The 21,450-nt window shown below is 69.0% G+C and carries 18 protein-coding genes; 13 read left to right on the top strand and 5 right to left on the bottom strand.

Annotated elements, in window-relative coordinates:
* Positions 1-93 precede the first annotated feature (93 nt).
* Together rpoZ and HF203_RS06975 are read left to right on the top strand one after the other, a co-directional pair.
* Entirely contained in the window at positions 94-381 is a 288-nt protein-coding gene (gene rpoZ / locus HF203_RS06980) for a DNA-directed RNA polymerase subunit omega (RefSeq protein WP_168668016.1), read from the top strand.
* Positions 382-487: 106 nt separating this feature from the next.
* Positions 488-2,686, top strand: coding sequence for a RelA/SpoT family protein (locus tag HF203_RS06975; protein ID WP_246221685.1), 2,199 nt, complete (start codon positions 488-490; stop codon positions 2,684-2,686).
* Between the two features lie 4 nt (positions 2,687-2,690).
* Here HF203_RS06975 and nifA read toward each other — a convergent pair whose 3' ends face one another.
* Positions 2,691-4,277, bottom strand: a complete 1,587-nt coding sequence (nifA, locus tag HF203_RS06970) for a nif-specific transcriptional activator NifA (protein ID WP_168668014.1) — start codon at positions 4,275-4,277, stop codon at positions 2,691-2,693.
* 17 nt (positions 4,278-4,294) lie between these two features.
* The gene (nifL, locus tag HF203_RS06965; protein WP_168668012.1) at positions 4,295-5,941 is read right to left on the bottom strand and encodes a nitrogen fixation negative regulator NifL; all 1,647 of its coding nucleotides are present in this window, start codon (positions 5,939-5,941) and stop codon (positions 4,295-4,297) included.
* Between the two features lie 275 nt (positions 5,942-6,216).
* Between nifL and rsxA the strand changes: the two genes are divergently transcribed.
* The 9 genes from rsxA (at position 6,217) to phoU (ending at position 14,302) form a co-directional block, all read left to right on the top strand.
* Complete coding sequence (gene rsxA / locus HF203_RS06960; RefSeq protein WP_168668010.1) at positions 6,217-6,792, top strand: electron transport complex subunit RsxA; 576 nt, start codon at positions 6,217-6,219, stop codon at positions 6,790-6,792.
* Between the two features lie 29 nt (positions 6,793-6,821).
* Entirely contained in the window at positions 6,822-7,355 is a 534-nt protein-coding gene (gene rsxB / locus HF203_RS06955) for an electron transport complex subunit RsxB (protein ID WP_168668008.1), read from the top strand.
* The gene (rsxC, locus tag HF203_RS06950; protein ID WP_168668006.1) at positions 7,352-8,860 is read left to right on the top strand and encodes an electron transport complex subunit RsxC; all 1,509 of its coding nucleotides are present in this window, start codon (positions 7,352-7,354) and stop codon (positions 8,858-8,860) included. The genes rsxB and rsxC overlap by 4 nt, the downstream gene beginning before the upstream one ends.
* A 4-nt stretch (positions 8,861-8,864) precedes the next feature.
* Positions 8,865-9,953 carry an RnfABCDGE type electron transport complex subunit D gene (locus HF203_RS06945; RefSeq protein WP_168668004.1) on the top strand — a complete coding sequence of 363 codons (1,089 nt, stop codon included), beginning with the start codon at positions 8,865-8,867 and terminating at the stop codon, positions 9,951-9,953.
* The gene (gene rsxG / locus HF203_RS06940; RefSeq protein ID WP_168668002.1) at positions 9,950-10,597 is read left to right on the top strand and encodes an electron transport complex subunit RsxG; all 648 of its coding nucleotides are present in this window, start codon (positions 9,950-9,952) and stop codon (positions 10,595-10,597) included. The genes HF203_RS06945 and rsxG overlap by 4 nt, the downstream gene beginning before the upstream one ends.
* A 5-nt stretch (positions 10,598-10,602) precedes the next feature.
* Positions 10,603-11,289 (top strand): electron transport complex subunit E, encoded by a 687-nt coding sequence (locus HF203_RS06935; protein ID WP_168668000.1) that lies wholly within the window; start codon positions 10,603-10,605, stop codon positions 11,287-11,289.
* Between the two features lie 13 nt (positions 11,290-11,302).
* Complete coding sequence (locus tag HF203_RS06930) at positions 11,303-11,584, top strand: RnfH family protein (RefSeq protein ID WP_246221684.1); 282 nt, start codon at positions 11,303-11,305, stop codon at positions 11,582-11,584.
* Between the two features lie 114 nt (positions 11,585-11,698).
* Positions 11,699-13,534, top strand: coding sequence for a mechanosensitive ion channel family protein (locus HF203_RS06925; RefSeq protein WP_168667998.1), 1,836 nt, complete (start codon positions 11,699-11,701; stop codon positions 13,532-13,534).
* Positions 13,535-13,636: 102 nt separating this feature from the next.
* Positions 13,637-14,302, top strand: a complete 666-nt coding sequence (phoU, locus tag HF203_RS06920) for a phosphate signaling complex protein PhoU (protein WP_168667996.1) — start codon at positions 13,637-13,639, stop codon at positions 14,300-14,302.
* An 18-nt stretch (positions 14,303-14,320) separates the two neighbouring features.
* On the opposite strand, the gene HF203_RS06915 is transcribed toward phoU, so the two are convergent.
* The 3 genes from HF203_RS06915 to HF203_RS06905 form a co-directional block, all read right to left on the bottom strand.
* Complete coding sequence (locus tag HF203_RS06915; protein ID WP_168667994.1) at positions 14,321-14,908, bottom strand: SPOR domain-containing protein; 588 nt, start codon at positions 14,906-14,908, stop codon at positions 14,321-14,323.
* Position 14,909: 1 nt separating this feature from the next.
* Positions 14,910-16,676 carry an arginine--tRNA ligase gene (gene argS / locus HF203_RS06910; RefSeq protein WP_168667992.1) on the bottom strand — a complete coding sequence of 589 codons (1,767 nt, stop codon included), beginning with the start codon at positions 16,674-16,676 and terminating at the stop codon, positions 14,910-14,912.
* Between the two features lie 411 nt (positions 16,677-17,087).
* Positions 17,088-19,292, bottom strand: a complete 2,205-nt coding sequence (locus HF203_RS06905) for a primosomal protein N' (protein WP_168667991.1) — start codon at positions 19,290-19,292, stop codon at positions 17,088-17,090.
* 594 nt (positions 19,293-19,886) lie between these two features.
* Here HF203_RS06905 and HF203_RS06900 point away from each other — a divergent pair.
* The gene (locus HF203_RS06900) at positions 19,887-20,492 is read left to right on the top strand and encodes an HNH endonuclease (RefSeq protein WP_168667989.1); all 606 of its coding nucleotides are present in this window, start codon (positions 19,887-19,889) and stop codon (positions 20,490-20,492) included.
* Positions 20,489-21,364 carry a fructosamine kinase family protein gene (locus tag HF203_RS06895; protein ID WP_168667987.1) on the top strand — a complete coding sequence of 292 codons (876 nt, stop codon included), beginning with the start codon at positions 20,489-20,491 and terminating at the stop codon, positions 21,362-21,364. The genes HF203_RS06900 and HF203_RS06895 overlap by 4 nt, the downstream gene beginning before the upstream one ends.
* Positions 21,365-21,450: the final 86 nt, after the last annotated feature.

The raw sequence follows: 21,450 nt of genomic DNA, 5'->3' as shown, positions 1-21,450 counted from the left end.
AGACCCCGTCGCGACGCCATACAGCGCGTCGAGACACCCGGTCCGCCCCGGACTCATCCGCTTCGGAAATAGCTTTTTAGAGATCACCCGACCATGGCAAGAATTACTGTCGAGGACTGCCTCAAGAACGTCGACAACCGCTTCGATCTGGTGCTGCTCGCGACCAAGCGCGCGCGCCAGCTCGCCAATGGCGTCGAGCCCACCCTGCCCTGGGAGAACGACAAGCCGACGGTGATGGCGCTGCGCGAGATCGCCGCAGAGAACGTCTCCAAGAGCACCATTCAGGAGGCACAGAGCGAGATCGACGAGGCCGCCTCGCTCGAGCAGGCGCTCGCCGCTGAACTGGCCGCGACCGAGGCGCCACGCAACGAGGCGCGTTAGCCGTGTCCTCGCCGCGGGCCACCGGACCCGCACCCGGGCGTGCACACCGGCAACACGCCCGGTGGCGCACGCATGGATCAACCCCCACCCCCGCATCGCGCCGTCCATGCCCGCCGATCCGCTGACCGCCGCGCCGCCCACCGCCCGCGCGCCCGAACCGCCCCGTTGCGCCGAACCGCCGCGCTATCTCATCAGCGACCTCTGCGCTTATCTCGACACCTATCTCCCCCCCGATCAGATCCGCGAGTTCTACCGCGCCTATCTGTTCGGCGCCGAGGCCCACGACGGCCAGAAGCGCAAGTCCGGCGAGCCCTACATCTACCACCCGGTCGCGGTGGCCCGCATCCTCGCCGGGATGCATATGGACTACAAGTGCCTGATGGCGGCGCTGCTGCACGACGTCATCGAGGACACCGACATCGCCAAGGCCGAGGTCGCCGCGACCTTCGGCGACGAGGTCGCCGAGCTGGTCGACGGGGTCAGCAAGCTCTCGCAGATCGACTTCGGCTCACGCGCCGAGGCACAGGCGGCGAGCCTGCAGAAGATGCTGCTGGCGATGACCCGCGACATCCGCGTGATCCTCATCAAGCTCGCCGACCGCCTGCACAACATGCGCACCCTCGACGCGATGCGCCCCGAGGCCTGCCGCCGGATCTCGCGCGAGACCCTGGAGATCTACGCCCCGATCGCCAATCGACTGGGCATCAACCGGGTCCGTATCGAACTCGAGGAGCTGGGCTTCGAGCACCACTGGCCGTGGCGGCGCCAGGTCATCCACCGCGCGGTGCAACGCACCCAGGGAGCGCGCATCGAGATGATCAGCGCCGTCGAACACGCGCTGCGCGAGACCCTCGCCCAAGAGGCGATTCCCGGCAGCGTCGAGGGGCGACGCAAACACCTCTACGGCATCTATCGCAAGATGCGCGACAAGCAGCGCGCCTTCGAGGAGGTGATCGACGTCTTCGCCTTCCGGGTGATCGTCGACCGGGTCGACACCTGCTACCGGGTGCTCGGCATGGTCCACAACCTCTACAAACCGGTCCCCGGACGCTTCAAGGACTATATCGCCATCCCCAAGGCCAACGGCTACCAGTCGCTGCACACCGTCCTGGTCGGCCCCCAAGGGGTGCAGATCGAGGTGCAGATCCGCACCGAGGACATGCAGCGCATGGCCGAGTCGGGGATCGCCGCGCACTGGCTCTACAAGAGCGGCGAGAGCGCCAACCCGGCGGCACTCGCCGCCGACTGGCTGCAGAACCTGCTGGAGATGCAGCGCGAGGCCGGTAACTCGGTCGAGTTCCTCGAGAACGTCAAGGTCGACCTCTTCCCCGACGAGGTCTATGTCTTCACCCCCAAGGGCCGGATCATCGCCCTCAAACGCGGCGCCACCGTCGTCGACTTCGCCTTCGCCATCCACTCCGATATCGGCAACACCTGTGTCGCCGCCCGCGTCGACCGCCGTTTAGTGGCACTCAGCACGGTGCTGCGCAGCGGTCAGCGCGTCGAGATCATCACCGCCCCCGGGGCCAAGCCCAACGCCTCCTGGCTGAATTTCGTCACTACAGGCAAGGCCCGCGCCAGCATCCGCAGCTATCTCAAGAACCTCAAGCAGCGCGAGGCGCTCGGACTCGGCAAGCGGCTGCTCAACGCCGAACTCTCGGTGTTCGAACTCGATCTCGAACAGGTCGCCGCCCCCCGTCTCGCCGCCTATCTCGACGAGGCCAAGCTCGCCAACCTCGACGCCCTGCTCGTCGATATCGGACTCGGTAACCGACTCGCCGCCCTGGTCGCACGCCGACTCGTCGGCGCCGAACTCGAAGAACTCAGCGCCGAGGCCCGTCATGAGGCCAAAGCCCACCCCGGGCGCTTGGCGATCCGCGGCACCGAGGGCATGGTGGTGAGCTTCGCGCGCTGCTGTCGTCCGATCCCGGGCGATACCATCGCCGCCCAGTTCAGCCCCGGACGCGGCATCGTCGTCCATCGCAGCGAGTGTCGCAATCTCGGCAGCCCCGAGCGCAAGCGTGATCGTCGCCTGGCAGTGGAGTGGGCGGGCGCCCCCGAGGGCGAATTCTCCACCGAGATCCGCGTCGAGATCGGCAATCGCCGCGGCGCCCTGGCGGTGGTCGCCAGCGCCGTCGCCGAGCAGGGCTCGAACATCGAGACCGTGGTCTCCTGCGAGAAGGAGGGCATGACCACCGCGCTGGAGTTCGTGATCCTGGTGCGCAGCCGCGTCCACCTCGCCCAGATCATGCGCCGACTGCGCCGCATCCCACTGGTCGAGCGCATCATCCGCCTACCGCGCTGACGACTCAGAACTGGCGCACCTTGATGTTGAGCGTCTGGATACGATAGGCGATCTGGCGCGGGGTCATGTTGAGCAGCCGCGCCGCCTTGGCCTGCACCCAGCCGGCCTCCTCCAGCGCCGCGATCACCCGCTCGCGCTCGTCGAGCTTGGGGTCGTTGAAGTCGATCCGCGGCGCCCCCGGGCGCGACACCGGGCGCGGCGGTTCGTTGGCCATGGCACTGACATCGAGCCCGGTGGCATCGATCACCTCGCGATCGATGCGCCCGTCGACGCTCATCACCGCGGCACGCTCCAGACAGTTCTCCAGCTCGCGCACGTTGCCCGGCCAGTCGTGACACATCAGCACCCGCAGCGCGCTATCGCTGATACTGAGCGTGCGCCCCTGGACGCGGGCGATCTTGTCGACCAGGAAGCGAGCCAGCTCGGGCACGTCCTCGAGCCGCTCGCGCAGCGGCGGCATACGGATCGGCATCACGTTGAGCCGATAGTAGAGGTCCTCGCGAAACCCACCGTCGCGGACATCGCCCTCGAGATCGCGATTGGTCGCCGTGATCACCCGCACGTCGACCTTGAGCGTCCGGGTACCACCGACGCGCTCGAACTCGCCCTCCTGCAACACCCGCAGCAGCTTGGCCTGGAAGGCGGGACTGATCTCGCCGATCTCGTCGAGGAACAGGGTACCGCCGTCGGCCTGCTCGAAACGCCCCTTGCGCTGACTCGCCGCGCCGGTGAAGGCGCCCTTCTCGTGGCCGAACAGCTCGCTCTCGAGCAGGTTGTCGGGCAACGCCGCACAATTGAGGCGGACGAAGGCGCCGCGCGCGCGCGGCGAGTTGTAGTGGATGGCGTTGGCGATCAACTCCTTGCCGGTGCCCGACTCGCCGCGGATCAGCACCGTGGTGTTCCACTTGGCCACCTGGCGCACCTGCTCGAAGACCAGACGCATGGCAGCGGCGCGCCCGATGATGCTGTCGAAGCCGTGGGCACCGCGCACCTCGCGCCTAAGGGTGTCGCGCTCCTCGCGCAGCGCCCGTTGCTCGGCCTCGACACGCCGCGCCAGGCGCACCGCCTGACCGATCAGGTTGGCGACCATCTCGAGGAAGTGAGCGCGCTGTTCGAGCAGCGCGTCGCCCTCGAGCGGCTGGGCGGCGAGCACCCCCACCGCGCCGGCCTCGCCGAGGCGAATCGGGACCCCGATGAAGGGAAGCTCCGGGTCGTAGAGGTTGAGACGATCGAGAAAGCGTGGCTCGTCGCCGGTGCGTGGCAGGATCCAGGGCGCATTACTGGCCAGGATCTGGCCGATTACGCCCTCACCGGGGCGATAGCTGACGGTCTCGAAGGGCGCCGCCGCCGAGTCGTGGAGCGCACCGATAAGCAGCTCGCCACGCTCGTCGTCGAGCAGGCTGACCATGCCGTGACGTAACCGCCCCTGCGCGTCGAGCACCGAGAGCACGGCGCTGAGGGTTTGGCGCAGGTCGAGCGAGCGGCTGAGCACGCTGCTGACCTCGAACAACACCCCGAGCTGGGATTCGAGCAGGGCGAGCCGGCGCGCATCCTCGCGCGGCGCCGACACCCCAGGGATGGGTGAGCGCATGAGTTCCTCGACCACGATCAGCCTTCCTGCGACAGGGTGTTGAGCATCAGCCGCACGCGACAGCCCGAGACCACCGTCGTATCGACCTCGATCGAACCGCTGTGGGCACTGGCGATCTCCTGGGCCAACGCCAACCCCATCCCGGCGTGTCCGCGACGTTGCCGCCAGCCGATGAAGAAGGGTTCGAAGACACGATAGCGGTCCTCCGGGACGATCCCTGGTCCGTTGTCCTCGATCTCGACCTCGACCCCGGCATCGACCCCGCGGGTACTCAGACGCAGTTCGCGGTGTGCCCGCCCCGATTCACGCAGGGCGTGGATGGCGTTGTCGATCAGGTGTTTGAAGAGCGCGCGCAGCTGATCCTTGTGGCTGGTGAACTCGGGCAGCACCGCCGCCGGGCGCCAATCGACCACCACCCCGTTGGCAAGCAGCCGATCGGTCTCGAGTTCGAGCACCTGACGCAGCAGCTCGTTGACGTTGACCAGCGCCCCCGGCTCGCGTGGCTCCTCGGGGAGCGCCGAGGTCAGGGTCTCGAGCGCACGTTGCCCCGAGCGGCTGATCTGGTCGAGCATGCCGGTCAGGGTGTCGACGTTGCCGGCACCGCCACGCAACATCGAGGCAGCGGCGTTGATGACGTTGAGCGGGACCTGGATCTGGTAGATGGCCGCGGCCAGCGCCTCACGCATGCCGTGCATGCGCTGCTGCTCGGCGAGCCGGGCGCGCAGATGCTCGAGGTGCGAGCGCTCGATCTCGCGACGCCGACTGGTGACCTCGTTGGCGAGCAGCAACACCCGCCGCTCATCCCCCGCGGCACGCCCAAAGTAGTTGCGCGCCGAGACGTCGGACTCGTCGACCGGGGTCGCCGAGCAGACGAACCAGCGCGCTCCGCCCCCACCCGGGATCTCGATACCGACCTCCAGATTCTTGAACCCCTGGCCAGCGACCCCGGCCTCGACCACGTCCACCCCGACCTGCTCGCGTAGCGCTGCGCGCAGCACCTCCAACGGCTCACGACCGCGCAGGTCACCGAGCAGCTTCTTGTACTCCTGGTTGTCGAGGATGATCCGGCCCTCGTGATCGAGCAGCACGATCAACGCCGGGGCGGCATCGAGCACGGTCTCGACCCGCGCCTTCTGCTGGCGCACCGCGACCTCGAGTTCGTGGACCTTGGTGACATCGCGGTGCATACCGAGGAAGTAGCGCAACACGCCGTCGCGATCGAGCACCGGGGCGATGGTCAGCTCGGCGAGATAGTCGGTGCCGGCCCGGGTGCGGTTGACCAGGGTCCCGGTCCAGGGCTGACGCTGCTGGAGGGTACGCCACAGATGACGATAGACACTCGTCGGCGTGGCCTTGTTGGAGAGGATCGATTCGTTGCGCCCCAGCACCTCGGCGCGGGCATAGCCGGTGAGCAGCTCGAAGGCGCGGTTGGCATAGAGGATGGTCGCGCGCGCGTCGGTGATCGAGATCGCCAGCGGCGACTGCTCCACCGCCTCGAAGAACAGCCGGGGCGGCAGGGGGTCCTTGGGGTTGCCCCCCATCAGGGTGAGCGCCTCCACCACCTCGGGTGGGGTGCCCTCGGGCGGGGCGGCGAGAAAGGCGCCGAGGGCGTTGATCACGGCCTCCTCGGTGGCCTCCGGGGCTTGCTGGGGCGACACGGGCATCTCCTCGGGGCAATGGGTCTGGGGATCCTCAAGCAATCCGCATACCGTGTTCAAGAAGACGGCGACCACCGGACTAACCCACCCAAACTTGTCGCCTTTACGACAAGGAGATACACATCAAGCACACAGGCTGTTGCCACCCCGACAGCCACGCATCGCCCAAACACGGTGCACGGGCACGGCTGACGCCCCATTCAGGGTCAAACCAGACATCAGGCACAACGTTTGCTTGATGGCGTGACAGACGCATGCCGCTATCGTGAGGACCGCCATCCATGGGCGAGTATCTGCTGCTGATCCTCGGCACCGCGCTGGTCAACAACGTGGTGCTGGTGAAGTTCCTCGGGCTCTGTCCCTTCATGGGGGTGTCGAGCAAGCTCGACTCGGCCCTGGGGATGGGCCTGGCCACCACCTTCGTGCTGACCCTGGCCGCGGTCGCCGGCTGGCTGCTCGAGCACCTGGTACTCGGCCCGCTCGGGCTGGGTTATCTGCGCATCCTCAGCTTCATCCTGGTGATCGCCGCGGTGGTCCAGTTCACCGAGCTGGCGGTGCGCCGGATCTCGCCCGCGCTCTATCAAGTGCTGGGCATTTTCCTGCCGCTGATCACCACCAACTGCGCGGTACTCGGCGTCGCCCTGCTCAACGTGCAGCAGTCCCACGACTTCTTCGAGAGCGTGCTCTACGGGCTCGGCTCGGCGCTCGGCTTCACCCTGGTGATGGTGCTCTTCGCCGGGCTGCGCGAGCGCCTGGCGGTGGCCGAGGTGCCAGCGACCTTCGCCGGGGCGCCGATCGCCTTCATCGTCGCCGGACTGCTCTCGCTCGCCTTCATGGGCTTCGCCGGTCTCGCCTGAACCGACGCCCCGCAACCGGAGCCGCAGAGATGCTTGCCGCCATCCTCACCCTCACCACGCTCGGCCTCGCCCTCGGCGGGTTGCTCGGACTCGCCGCGCACCACCTCAAGGTCGAGGACGACCCCGTCGTCGAGCAGGTCGCCGCGCTGCTGCCGGGCTCGCAATGCGGCCAGTGCGGCTACCCCGGCTGCGCCCCAGCGGCCGCGGCGATCGCCGCTGGCGAGGCCGCGGTCAGCTGCTGCCCACCGGGTGGGCGGGCGCTGGCCGAGGCGCTGGCCGAGCTGCTCGGGGTCGAGGCCGACCTCTCCGCGGTCGACGACCAGCCACCGCGCCTCGCCCACATCGATGAGGCCCGCTGCGTGGGCTGCACCAAGTGCCTCAAACGCTGCCCGACCGACGCCATCCTGGGGGCCAACAACATGATCCATGCCGTCTTCCCCGAGGCCTGCACCGGCTGCGGCCTGTGCGCCGCGGTCTGCCCCACCGAGGGCATCGAGATGCGCCCCGAGCGCCCCACCCCGCAGACCTGGTACTGGCCCCGGCCGGAGGTGGCCGCACGATGACTGCCCTGCGCCAACTGTTACGCCGCCCCGCCAACCGCATCCACCCGCTGCGCGGCGGCGTCCACCCCGATGACCGCAAGGCGCTGGCCGCGAGCGCGCCGATCACCGAGTTGCCGCTACCCGCGCGGCTCGACCTGCCGCTGCAGCAGCACATCGGCGCCAGCGCCGCGCCGCTGGTACGCAAGGGTCAGCGGGTGGCCAAGGGCGAACCGATCGCCCGCGCCCAGGGAGCGATCTCGGCACCGCTGCACGCGCCGACCTCGGGGCGGGTGATCGCCATCGCCGAGCGCCCGGCCCACCACCCCTCGGGACTGGCGATGCCGACGATCAGCATCGAGCCCGATGGCGAGGAGCGCTGGCACCCAGCGATCACCCCCTGCGACGACCCGTTCGCCCTCGACCCGGCGCACATCGCCGAGCGGGTCGCCGCCGCCGGCGTCGTCGGGCTCGGCGGCGCGACCTTCCCGGCCGCGGTAAAGCTCAATCTCGGCGCCAGCCATCCATTGCACACCCTGGTGATCAATGGCGCCGAGTGCGAGCCCTATCTCACCTGCGACGACCGGCTGATGCGCGAGCGCGCCGAGGCGGTGATCGACGGTGCACGCATCATGGCCCACGCGCTCGGCGTCGGTGGGATCCTGGTGGCGATCGAGGACAACAAGCCCGAGGCGGCGGCGGCCATCGAGACGGCCGCCGCCAGGTTCGACGCGATCACCCTGATCCGGGTGCCGACTCGCTACCCGATGGGCTCCGAGCGCCATCTGGTGCAGGCGCTCACCGGTCGCGAGACCCCGGCGCGGGCGCTCACCGCCCAACTCGGCGTGGTGGTGCACAACCCGGCCACCGCCTTCGCGGTCCACCAGGCGCTGCGTCTGGGCCAGCCGCTGATCGCGCGGGCGCTCACCCTCAGCGGCGCGGCGATCGCGCGCCCGGCCAACCTGTGGGTGCCGCTCGGCACTGCGGTGGAGACGCTGATCGCGCACTGCGGCGGACTCACCGAGGACGACGCCCGACTGGTGAGCGGCGGGCCGATGATGGGCCAACCGCTCCCCAGCCATCGCGCACCGACCACCAAGGGTTGCAACGCCATCCTCGCCCTTGGCGCCGCCGAGCGCGCACCCGGTCGGACCATGCCCTGCACCCGCTGCGGACGCTGCGTCGAGGTCTGCCCCTGTGGCCTGGTGCCGCTGGAGCTGGCCGCGTACATCCGTGCCGGCGACCTCGAGGGCGCCGCCGAGCGCGGGCTCCACGACTGTCTCGGCTGCGGCTCCTGCGCCTACACCTGCCCCTCGCAGCAGCCACTGGCGCAGTACATCGCCCACGCCAAGGGCGAGCTGGCCGCGCGCGCGCGCGCCAGGCGCAAGCAGGCCGAGACCAAGGCGCTGGCCGAGCAACGCAGCGCACGCCTCGAGGCGATCAAGCGCGCCAAGCGCGAGGCGATGGCCAGGCGCAAGCGCGAGGCCGCGCGCAAGCAGGCCGAGCAGCAGACCGAGACGGAGCACTGAGACCATGCACATCGCACCCCCGGCGAGCGCCGGCCCCTTCGTCCACGGTGGCGCGAGCATCGCCCGCGACATGCGCCTGGTGATGCTCGCGCTGCTACCGGCCACCCTGTTCGGGCTGTGGCAGTTCGGCTGGCCGGCGCTGCTGTTGTTCGCCATCACCCTCGCCACCGTGGTGGTCACCGAGGCGCTCTGTCTGTGGCTCGCCGGGCGCCCGCTGCGCCCCTTCCTCGGCGACGGCTCGGCGCTGCTCACCGGCTGGCTGCTCGCGCTCAGCCTGCCGCCCTGGGCGCCCTGGTGGATCGGGGTGATCGGCGGGGTGATCGCGATCCTGATCGCCAAGCAGGTGTTCGGCGGCATCGGTCAGAACCCCTTCAACCCAGCGATGGTGGCGCGGGTGGCGCTGCTGATCGCCTTCCCGGTGGAGATGACCAGCTTCGTCGCCCCGGTCCCGCTCGGCAGCGACGCCGCCCCAGGGCTGGGCGAGGCGTTGGCCATCGTCCAGGGTGGCGCACCGCTCGACGCCTACAGCGGCGCCACCACGCTCGGCGTGGTGCGCACCGCACTCGATCAGGGCGAGACGCTGAGCGGCATCCTCGGCACGAGCTTCGCGCCGTTCAGCGCCGCGCTCGGCCTCCACGGCGGCAGCCTCGGCGAGACCTCGGCGCTGCTGTTGCTGCTCGGCGGCCTCGGCCTGATCTTCACCCGAGTGATCGGCTGGCAGATCCCGGCGGCGATGCTCGGCACCCTTGCCCTGCTCGCCACGGTGATGCACATCCACGACCCGACCCACTACCCCGACGCCACCTATCACCTGCTCGGCGGCGCCACCATGCTCGGTGCCTTCTTCATCGCCACCGACCCCACCACCTCGCCGGTGACCGCGCGCGGGCGACTGATCTTCGGTGCCGGTTGCGGGCTGCTGATCTATGTCATCCGCACCTGGGCGGGTTACCCCGAGGGGGTCGCCTTCGCGGTGCTGCTGATGAACGCCTGCACCCCGGTAATCGACCACTACGTCCGACCCCGCATCCACGGCCGTGACCGCCGCGGCCGCGCGCTGGTCGGCGCCGAGCACCCGGAGACCCGTCGATGAACACCCTCGCCGAACCCAGTTATCGCTCACGCGTCGGCTATCAGGCCGGACTGCTCGGCGGTTTCGCCCTGCTCGCTGCGGCGTTGCTGGTGATGGGCGACATCGCCACCCGCGACACCATCGCCCTGCGCGAGGCCGAGGACCTCAAGGCGACCCTGACCCAGGTGATCCCGGCCGAGCTGCACGACAACGACCTGCTCGAGGCCACCGTCCCCCTGGTCGACGACACCGGGCGCACGGTCACCGTCTATCGCGCGCTGCGCGGCGGCGCGGTCAGCGCGCTGGCCTTCCCGGTGGTGGGCAAGGGCTATGCCGGCGAGATCCGGCTGATGCTCGGCGTCGATCCCGAGGGACGCATCCTCGGGGTGCGGGTGATCGCCCACAGCGAGACCCCCGGGCTCGGCGACAAGATCGAGCTGGCCAAGGACGACTGGATCCTCGACTTCGACGGTCGCGCGCTCGGCGCCCCGCCAGCGGCACGCTGGGCGGTGGCCAAGGACGGCGGCGACTTCGACCAGTTCAGCGGCGCGACCATCACCCCGCGCGCGGTGGTGCGCGCGGTGCGCGCCGGGCTCGAACGCTTCGCCGCCGAGCGCAGCCGGCTCATCGTCGCGCCCGACCGGCTCGACACCGCAGAGGAGTGACCCCGATGTCGCAACCGCAACCCACCGACTGGCGGCGTATCGCCGCCGACGGGATCTGGAACAACAACGTGGTGCTCGGACAGGCGCTCGCGCTCTGTCCGCTGCTGGCGGTCACCGCCACCGCCACCAACGGGCTCGGGCTGGGGCTGGCCAGTACCCTGGTGATGACCCTCTCCGGGGTGCTGGTGGCGCTGGTGCGCTCGCTGGTGACCGCGGAGGTCCGCATCCCGGTGTTCATCCTGGTGATCGCGGTGCTGGTCACCCTGGTCGACCTGGCGATGAACGCCTGGCTGCACGACCTGCACAAGGTGCTCGGGTTATTCATCCCCTTGATCGTCACCAACTGCGCCATCCTCGGGCGCGCCGAGTCCTTCGCCTCGCGCAACCCGGTGCTGCCCTCGGCCTTCGACGGGCTGATGATGGGCATCGGTTTCACCCTGGTGCTGGTCGCGCTCGGCGCGGTGCGCGAGATCATCGGCAGCGCCACCCTGTTCGCCGACGCCTCGTTGTTGCTCGGCGAGTCGATGGCCTTCCTCGAGCTGACCCTGATCCCCGACTACCCTGGCTTCCTGCTCGCGATCCTGCCCCCCGGCGGCTTCCTCGCCCTCGGCTTCATGCTCGCGGGCAAGCGGTTGATCGATACCCGACGTGCCCGCATCCGCGCCCGTGGCGCCACCGCGGCACCGGTCTGAGCAAGAGCGAACGATGGCAGAGAAAAACAGCATGCGAATCGGCGTCGCCTATGCCAGCAAGGAGCAACGTGCCTGGCTGAGGATCGAGGTGCCGGAGGAGACCACGGTGGGCGAGGCGATCGCGCGATCGGGGATGCTCGAACGCTTCCCCGAGATCGACCTCAAGGTCAACCGGGTCGGGATCTTCGGCCGCCTCGTCACCCTCGAGCGGACACTCGCACCCGAGGAGCGGGTGGAGATCTATCGTCCGATCGACGCCGACCCCGAGACCATCGAACGACGCGACCGCGACTGAGCCGCGACCGCCCTTGCATTTGCACAGGGGACGGTGGCGGGCTATACCCCAAGCCGAGGCGGGCAAGGGTCCGTCAGCTGCGGGAGCGCGGGAATGGGCATCAGGAGATGGCAGATGGAGGCACGACCGGGGATCACGGGGCGAGCACCATCCACACGCTGGCGTGCCACGTTCGGCCTCATCGCCCTGCTCGGTCTCGTCTGGCTGCCGGTCGCCCCCGTCCCGGCCAACCCGCCGGCGGCAATCGCCTCCGCCGCCAACCCGCTGCGACCTCCCGACACCTCGAGCCCCAGGGCAACGCTGCAGAGCCTGCTGACCAACCTCGAGCACGTCCACGCCATCGCCCTCGACCCCGCACGGCCACGCAACGACACCCTGGTGCCGCTGCAACGGGCGGCGCGCACCCTGGACCTCAGCGAGACCCCCGAGCGCCTCGCCGCCAACATCGGCATCGAGCGCGCGCTGCTGCTCAAGGAGATCATCGACCGGGTCGGCCTGCCGGTGCTCGCCGAGGTCCCGGACGCGCGCTCGGTCGAGCGGCACGACCTCACCCGCTGGCGCATCCCCAACACCGAGATCATTATCGCCCGGGTCGAGAGCGGGCCGCGCACGGGTGAATTCCTGTTCACCCCGGGGACGCTCGATCGCCTCGAGGACGACTATGACCGGATCGCCGCGCTGCCCTACCTGCCCGAGGCCACCCCCGGGCTCTACGACGCCTACATCTCTACCCCGGGGCGCGGGCTCAGCCTCGACTGGGGGCGGACACTGCCGGAGTGGCTGACCCGGCAATGGCTCGGCCAGACCCTGTGGCAGTGGCTCGCCACCACCGTCGCGCTCGTCCTCGGCGCGCTGCTTGCCAGCGCGCTGTTACGCGCCGGTCGGCGCGCCGACCAACGCCGGGCGGACACCTCCGGGCGAGGCGGCACCATCCTCGCGCTCGGCGCGGTAGCACTGCTGCTGCACGGGCTCGAATCCCTGATCGACGCCCAGATCAACCTCACCGGCGCGGTCGTAGTCACCGTCAAGCAGGGCTTCGTGTTGGTCCTCTACGGCGTGCTCGCCTGGCTGGTCACGCTGCTGCTCCACCAGGCCGCCGAGGCGATCATCCGCTCGCGCCGGCTGCGCCCGCGTGGTATCGACAGCCAGCTGCTGCGGCTTGGCTTCCGCCTGCTGACCATCATTGCCATCGCCGCACTGGTGATCGACGGCGCCCAACGCATCGGCCTGCCTGCCTACTCGGTGATCACCGGACTTGGGGTCGGCGGCCTAGCGGTGGCGCTCGCCGCGCGCGAGACCCTCGCCAACCTGTTCGGCTCGCTGGCGATCATGTTCGACCGCCCCTTCCGCATCGGCGACTGGATCAAGATGGGGGACTACGAGGGCACGGTCGAGGACATCGGCTTTCGCAGCACCCGCATCCGCACCTTCTACGACTCGGTGTTGGCGGTGCCCAACGCCTACACCATGAACGCCACCATCGACAACATGGGCAAGCGCGACCACCGTCGCGTCTACACCACCATCGACCTGCGCTACGACACCCCGCCGGAACGCATCGAGGCCTTTCTCGAGGGTATCAAGGGGGTCATCCGCGCCAATCCCGCGACCCGCAAGGACGGTTTCCACGTGGTGGTGAGCGATCTCGGCGCGCACGGCATCACGGTCATGCTCTATTTCTTCCTCACCGTGCCGGACTGGGCGACCGAGCTGGTCGAGCGCCAGCGCGTATTGCTGGAGGTGGTGCGCCTGGCCGATCGACTCGGGGTCGGGTTCGCCTTCCCCACCCAGACCTTGGAGATCGACGCCACCCCCGGGCAGCCGCGCGCGCCGACGCCCCCGCTGCCCGACGAGCGGCTCGTCGAGATCGCCCGCGACTTCGGTCCCGGCGGACGGCTGGGCCGCCCGCGCGGGCTCGGGCTCCATACCCCACCGCACGAGGAGGATTGAGCCGGCACCGCCGCAAATCCGCAACATCCCTGTGCGAAGATGGAGCGTTGCCATGTCGGCGCCGGTGGCGTCGACACGCCCCCAAGCATGAGGATTCATTCGATGACCGACAGCCTGACCCTGGTGCAGAAACAACGCGCCCATCTGCAAGATGCCGTCGACGCGCTGGGAGGGCTCGCACTCACGGCGTTACGCCGCTCGGTCGACTGTCTCGAGCGACACGATCGAACGCTGGCCGCTCAGATCGTCGCCGCCGATGCCGAGATCAACCAGCAGCGCCGCCTGCTCGAACAGGAGTGCCTGGTCACCCTGGCCGCTTACAAGCCCGCCGGCGTCGATCTGCGCGCCGTCGGCGCCTGCATGGAGCTGGCCGGCGAACTCGAGCGCATCGCCGACTATGCCGCCGACGTCGCCCGGATCCTCCTCAAGCATGGCGAGACACCCTTTCCAGCGACGCCGGTCGCGGCGATCGCGGAGCTGGCACGCACCGCGATCACGATGCTCGCGACCAGCCTCGAGGTCTTCACCGACAATGGCGACGAGGGACGTGCCCGTGCCGCGGTGGCCGCCGAGGCCCAGATCGACCAGGCCGAGCACGCCTTCATCGAGCAAGTATTGGAGCACATGCGCACCGATCCCGAGTTCGCCGTCACCGGTACCGAGCTGCTGTGGATCGTCCACGACTACGAACGGGTGGCCGACCGCGCGACCAACATCGCCGAGCGCACGATCTATGTCGCCTCGGGCAAGACCCTGGAGTTGGACTGAACGCGACCGTGGCGGTGTTCAGCGTACCGGCAACGTCAGCCCCTCCTTACCGGCACGCTGCAACCGGTCACGCACCCGGTCGGCCTCGGCCTTGTTGACGTAGGGCCCGAGGCGTACCCGGTGATAGACCGCACCGCTGTCGAGGGTGACCCGCTCGATCCGGCTGGAGAGGCCGAGCAGGCCGAGTTCGGCACGCAGTTGCTCGGCATCGGCGTTGCGCTTGAAGGATCCCGCCTGGACCACGTAACTGCCACTCGACGCGGCAGGCGCACGCTCGACGTTGGCCGAGGGCGGCGGTGACGCGACCGGAGGCTGTGGTTCAGGGCGAGGACGAGAGACGGGCGGGGGAGGCGGGGCCTCGGTACCGACCTCGATCTCGGCATCACGCAGCAGGGTGGGGAACTGGAAGTCGGGCTGCACCGGCACCGAGCGCGAGGCGCGCGGTGCCGGCTCGGTCGCACCGGTCTCGGGCTCGGGCATCCAGTACAGACTGGCGCCGAAGGCACCGAGCAGGGCACCGAGCAGGAACCACCAGACGCAGGAGCGCGACTGCTGGCGCTTCGGGCTGGGGCGGGTCGCACCGCCGCGTCGGTAGTCCCGGGTCATCTCACATGGTCTCCGGCGCGCTCACCCCGAGCAGCCCCAGACCATTGCGCAGCACCTGACGCACGGCGAGGATCAGCTTGACCCGCGCATCGCGCAGCGCGACGTCATCGACCAGGAACTGATGGGCGTTGTAGTAGGTGTGAAGCTCGTTGGCGAGATCGCGCAGATAGTGGGTGAGCTGGTGCGGCTCGGCCTTGAGTGCCGCACCCTCGACCACCTCCGGATAGCGCGCGATGGTGCGCAGCAGTGCCTGCTCCTGGGGCTCGACCAGGCGTTCGAGGTGGCTGGTGCCCTCGCTCGGCTCGATGACAATGCCGCGCTCGGCGGCCTGACGCAGCACGCTGCAGACGCGGGCGTGGGCGTACTGGACGTAGTAGACCGGGTTGTCGGAGGACTCCGACTTGGCCAGGTCGAGGTCGAAATCGAGGTGCTGTTCGCAACGACGCATGACGTAGAAGAAGCGTGCCGCGTCGCGCCCGACCTCCTCGCGCAGCTGGCGCAGGGTGACGAACTCGCCCGAGCGGGTCGACATCTGCGCCTTCTCGCCGCCACGATAGAGGATGGCGAACTGCACCAGCAGCACCTCGAGGCGGCTGGCGTCGTCACCGAGCGCCTCGAGCGCGGCCTTCACCCGCGGCACATAGCCGTGGTGGTCGGCGCCCCAGATGTCGATCACGCGCTCGAAGCCCCGCTCGAGCTTGTCCAGGTGATAGGCGATGTCGGAGGCGAAGTAGGTGGTCTGACCGTTGTCGCGCACCACCACCCGGTCCTTCTCGTCGCCGAAGTCGGTGGAGCGGAACCAGAGCGCGCCGTTCTGCTCGTAGACGTGCCCGGACGCGCGCAGCCGTTCGATGGCCTTGTTGACCGCGCCGCTCTCGGTGAGCGTACGCTCGGAGTACCACTCCTGGTACTCGACACCGAAACCGGCGAGGTCGTCACGGATGTCGTCGAGGATGGTATTGAGCCCGAGTTCGAAGACGAAGCGATAGCGGTTGTCGCCGAGCAGGCGCTTGGCGGCCGCGATCAGGTCATCGATGTGCGCCTCCTTGTCGCCGCCGCCGGCGCCGTCGTCATCGGCCGCCACCCCAGCGAAGACCTCCTCGGCCGGCACCCGGTAGGCATCACCGTGCTCGCGGTGCAGGGTCGCGGCGATGTCCCAGACGTAATCGCCCTTGTAGCCATTGCTCGGGAAGGTCAGCGCCTCGCCGCAGAGTTCGAGATAACGCAGCCACACCGAGGTACCGAGGATATCCATCTGGCGGCCGGCGTCGTTGACGTAGTACTCGCGATGGACATCGAACCCGACCGCCGCGAGCAGGTCGGCGACCACGCTGCCGTAGGCCGCGCCGCGACCGTGACCGACGTGCAACGGCCCAGTGGGATTGGCCGAGACGAACTCGACCTGCACCCGGCGTCCGGCACCGATCTGGCTGCGGCCGTAGTCGGGCCCGGCGGCCATGATCTGCGGCACCAGGGTGTGATAGGCGGCCTCGGCGAGAAAGAAGTTGATGAAGCCGGGACCGGCGATCTCGACCCGCTCCACGGCTGTGGAGGCCGGCAACGCATCGACCAGCCGCTGCGCCAGGTCACGCGGCTTGGTGCGCGCCTGCTTGGCCAGCACCATGGCGATATTGGTGGCGAAGTCGCCATGGGCCGAGTCCCTGGTGCGCTCGAGCTGAGGCTCGGGCAGGGTCTCGAGCGCGAGGGTGCCGTCTGCGACGAGACGCCCGAGGGCGTCACGAATGAGTTCGATGATGTCTTGCTTCATGCAGGCCTACGACCAGGCCGCACCGCACCAACGCGGGATTCGCGCGACCCCAGGGTCGGGGCCGGGACCGGCGATCGGCGGCACGAGCCGCAATGGAGATGGAAAGTGCTAGGGCGCCGGATCGATCGGGCGGCAGCCCCGATCCTGCCCCTAGCATACCCGAATCCGGCGTCACGAGGGAGGGCACCGCCGGCGGCTAGAGCCGCCCCCGGTCACGACCGGTCGTCAGCACGCAGACAGCGACCAGCGGTGCCCGTACCCTTGGGATCCGACCCGGGATCGCCGCCTGAGCGACGGGGACGGGTCGTGCCCAGTCGCCCGGGTCCAGGGCCGACCGACACCCCCCCGCGCCCGCAGACTCGACCAGTCGCCGCCTGCTGACGACGACCGACGACGGCTCGCCGGTAACGCCTAAACCATCTCCTGCGGATCGACATCGAGCGACCACCGCACGCCTTGGCGCCGCCGCAGACCGCGTAGCGCGGGTGTCCACTGGGCGAGGAGCTGCTGCAGCGCCGGACGTGCTGCCGACTGCACCAGCAACTGCGCCCGATGGCGCCCGGCTCGCCGCGCCAACGGCGCCGGGACCGGCCCGAGCAGCTCCACCCCGGGATCACACAAGGGTTCGGCAAGATCACGGGCCGCAGCGAGGAAGGCGTGTGCCACCGCTTGCTCGGGGGCCTCGGCGCGTAACAGCGCCAGATAGGTGAAGGGCGGCAGCTGCGCCGCCTCGCGCTCGGCGAGCGCGGCCCGGGCGAAACCGGCATAGCCCTCGCGCAACAGCGACTGCAGCAGCGGGTGCTCGGGGTGACGGGTCTGCAGCACCACCTCGCCGGCACGTTCGGCCCGCCCGGCGCGACCAGCGACCTGGACGATGAGCTGGGCGGTGCGCTCCGGGGCGCGGAAGTCGCTGGCATAGAGGGCGTGGTCGAGGTCGATCACCCCGGCCAGGGTCACCCCGGGGAAGTCGTGCCCCTTGGCCAGCATCTGGGTACCCAGCAGAATCTGCACCTCGCCGCGATGCACCGCGGCGAGCAACCGCGTCAGCTCGCCCTTGCGCCGGGTGCTGTCGCGATCGATGCGCGCGATCCGCACCTCGGGGAAGAGCTCGGCCAGCCCCTCCTCAAGCCGCTCGGTACCACGCCCGAGCATGCGCAGGTCCGGCCCACCGCACTGTGGACAGTCACGTGGCACCGGCTCGACCCGACCACAGTGATGACACCACAGCCGCTGCTCGGTCAGGTGCAGGGTCATGCGTGCGTCGCAATCGACACAGGCCCCGACCCAACCACAGCTGTGGCAGGTCAGCACCGGGGCATAGCCACGGCGGTTGAGCAACAGCAACACCTGCCCTCCCGCCGCCAGGGCCGCGTGCATGCGCTCGCGCAGCACCGGTGAGAGCCCGGCGCGCAAGGGCTGGTTGCGGATGTCGAGCAGGTTGATGGTGGGCGGTCGCGCACCGCCGGCGCGGCGCGGCAGCGCCAGACGATGGTAGCGACCGACGGCGACGTTGTGCAGGGTCTCGAGCGCCGGCGTAGCGGTGCCGAGTACCACCGGGCAACCGACGAGTTGGGCGCGGCGCACCGCCAGATCGCGCGCCGAGTAGCGAAACCCCTCTTGCTGCTTGAGTGAGGGGTCGTGCTCCTCGTCGACCACGATCAGCGCCAGTCGCGGCAGCGGCACGAACACCGCCGAGCGGGTGCCGAGCACCACCGGCGCCTCGCCGCTGGCCGCCTGGTGCCAGGCGCGCTCGCGCTCGCCGGCGGCGAGCGCCGAGTGCAGCACCGCCAGGGGGCCCGGCAAGCGCGTGCGCAAGCGCTCGCGCAGCTGCGGGGTGAGCCCGATCTCGGGGACCATCACCAACGCCTGACCACCGGCGGCCACCACCTCAGCGATGGCGCGGATATAGACCTCGGTCTTGCCGCTGCCAGTGATGCCATCGAGCAGGAAGGGCTGGAAACCGCCACGCGCGGCGTTCACCGCCGCCAGCGCGGCGGCCTGCTCGGGATTGAGCGTGGGTACGACGGCCGGCGCGGGGGGCGACACCGCCGCGCGCGCCGGCGCGACCCTGCAAGACTCGGCTAGACCCTTGGCGCGCAGCGCGCGCAACGCACTGGCAACCCCTGCAAGTTCTTGCTCGAGGACCTGTAGTGCGACCCCCTGCGGGGCCTTGGCGAGACGCTCGAGCAACGCCTGCTGGCGCGGCGCCCGGGCCAGCTCGGCGGGTGCCAGGGCCGCACCCGCAGCGGTCAGTCGTACCCCACCGACCTCGGCCCCGAGCAATCGCCCGCTGCCCCGCAACCGCACCGGCAGCGCGGTAAACAGCGCATCGCCGAGCGGATGGTGGTAGTAGCGCGCGGCCCAGCGCAGCAGCGCCAGGTCGGCCGGTGCAAACAGTGGCCGAGGGTCGAGCACCCGCTCGATACGCTTGAGCGCGGCGGGATCGCAGGCGCACTCGGCGGCGTGTTCGACCAGGATGCCGACCCGACGCGAATGACCGAAGGGGACCAGCACCCGACTCCCAGGCAGGGGGTCACCGGTCGCGGCAGGCAGATAATCGAAGAGCGCGTCGACCGGCCCGGCCAACGCCACCCGCGCCACCCCGATCGCGTTCATCGCGCAACCTCGACAGCGCAGGAGACACGACCAGCACGCGTCCCCTGGTCACGCCCCCCGCGGAAGCTGTGGATAAGTCTGGGGACAGTCGCCGTCAACACGCCATCATTCAGTGTCACAACGCCTCTCCAAGGTCCTTAAACAATTTTTGACCAAGATAGAAATTGTTTTAAAGATCAATCTCTTATTGAATTCTTATGAAAATCGATGAGAACAGATCGAAGCGTGTCTGCATCCATGTCTCCACAGACACTCATCTGTGAATGAAAGTGAGTACGCAGACCGTACTCGTACATCTACGACCGAGGATCCGGGTCATCATCGGGACTGATTCATTCGCGATCGACGACGATCGCATCGACGTTCGATGAGCCGGTGGATCAATGCCCCACGACAGCTCGGCCATCGTCTCGCCGCCCCAGACCTCGCCAAGTACGATGACCGCTGGTCGGCTCATATCGACAGGCCGGTGACAATGCCGCCGAATGCGGTGAAAAACCGCAATCCCTCGCCGGTTAAGAGACACGACACAATGACTTGCATCAAACGACCAAGCCTGTATGATGCAGGCAAATTCCGAGCCGCATTTTCGCTATGTTGTCATTGAATCAACAGGTGCTGCGAACGGATCTGGCAGGCATGCCACTCGAATGGGTCGACTATCGCGTCGCAGCCCGTCTCTATTATCTCGGCCAGGTCGCCTACGCCTGCGGCCATACCCTGTTTCGTCTCCACGGTGGCATCAACGCGCACACCCGACTGCGCAGCCAATTGGTGATCCACTCGATCATCGCCACCTACGGCGGTCACCAGACGATCGCCAAGCAGCAGGACGACTATGTGCCGCCGCTCTCCAACCGCACCCTGTTTCAGCGCGATGACCACATTTGTCTCTATTGCGGCCAGCGCTTCTCAGCACGCCATCTCTCGCGTGATCATGTCCGCCCCACCAGCAAGGGCGGCGAGGACCACTGGAACAACGTCGTCACCGCCTGCATGCGTTGTAACAACATCAAGGCCGGACGCTCCCCCGAGGACGCCGGCATGGAGCTGTTGGCAGTGCCCTTCACCCCCAATCATGCCGAGTACATCTATCTGATGGGCCGTCACGTCCTCGCCGATCAGATGGAGTTCCTGCGCGCCCACTTCCCGCGCACCAGCCCACTGCACCGCCGCATCATCGCCCGAGGGAGCCTGTGAGCCTGGAGACCGCGCTCGCCGCCCGGATCAGCGCCGCCACCGCCAGCCCCTTCCATCCCGAGCGCAGCCACTCCATGCATGGCGGCTGCATCAACCAGGCCCTGGTATTGGAGGCTCCGGAGCGCGGCTATTTCGTCAAGCTCAACACCCCCGAGCGCCTGACGATGTTCGAGGCCGAGGCCGAGGGCCTCACCGCGCTGGCCGCCGCCGCGGCAATCCGGGTACCGCGCCCGATCTGCACCGGCCTGGTCGACGGCCACAGCTTCCTGGCGATGGAGCACCTCACCCTCGTCGGGCGTCTCGATCCGGTACGCGCCGCCCGCGAGCTGGCGGCGCTGCACCACACCACGGCCGCACGGCACGGTTGGCACCGCGACAACACCATCGGCTCGACCCCGCAGCACAACACCCCCTGCGCCGACTGGGCCGAATTCTGGCGTGAACGACGACTGCGCCCACAGCTCGAGCTGGCCGCCGCCCAAGGGCACGGTGGCGCGCTGCAACGCTCCGGTGAGCGCCTGCTACTCGGGCTCGACGCCCTGCTCGATCACACCCCGATGCCCTCGCTGCTGCACGGCGATCTCTGGGGGGGCAACATCGGCGCTACCGCCGACGGCGCCCCGGTGATCTTCGACCCTGCCGTCTATCACGGCGACCGCGAGACCGACCTGGCGATGACCGAGCTGTTCGGCGGCTTCGGCCCGGCCTTTCACGCCGCCTATCGCGAGGCCTGGCCACTGGCGCCCGGCTACGGGGTGCGCAAGACCCTCTACAACCTCTACCACGTCCTCAACCACCTCAACCTGTTCGGCGGCGGTTATCGCCAGCAGGCCCAGGGAATGATCGAGCGGCTGCTCGCCGAACTCCACTGATCCCGGCGCAGCGTGACGGCACTGTCGCCGAGATGACGACTGTGTTAAAAGTGCGTCCAAGTCATCGTCGCCTGGCCTGGATCCCG

Source organism: Marichromatium bheemlicum (genome assembly GCF_012276755.1).
In the GTDB taxonomy this organism is placed as follows: domain Bacteria; phylum Pseudomonadota; class Gammaproteobacteria; order Chromatiales; family Chromatiaceae; genus Marichromatium; species Marichromatium bheemlicum.
The sequence above is the reverse complement of the archived record's forward strand: the minus strand, read 5'-3'. Positions and strand labels throughout refer to the sequence as shown.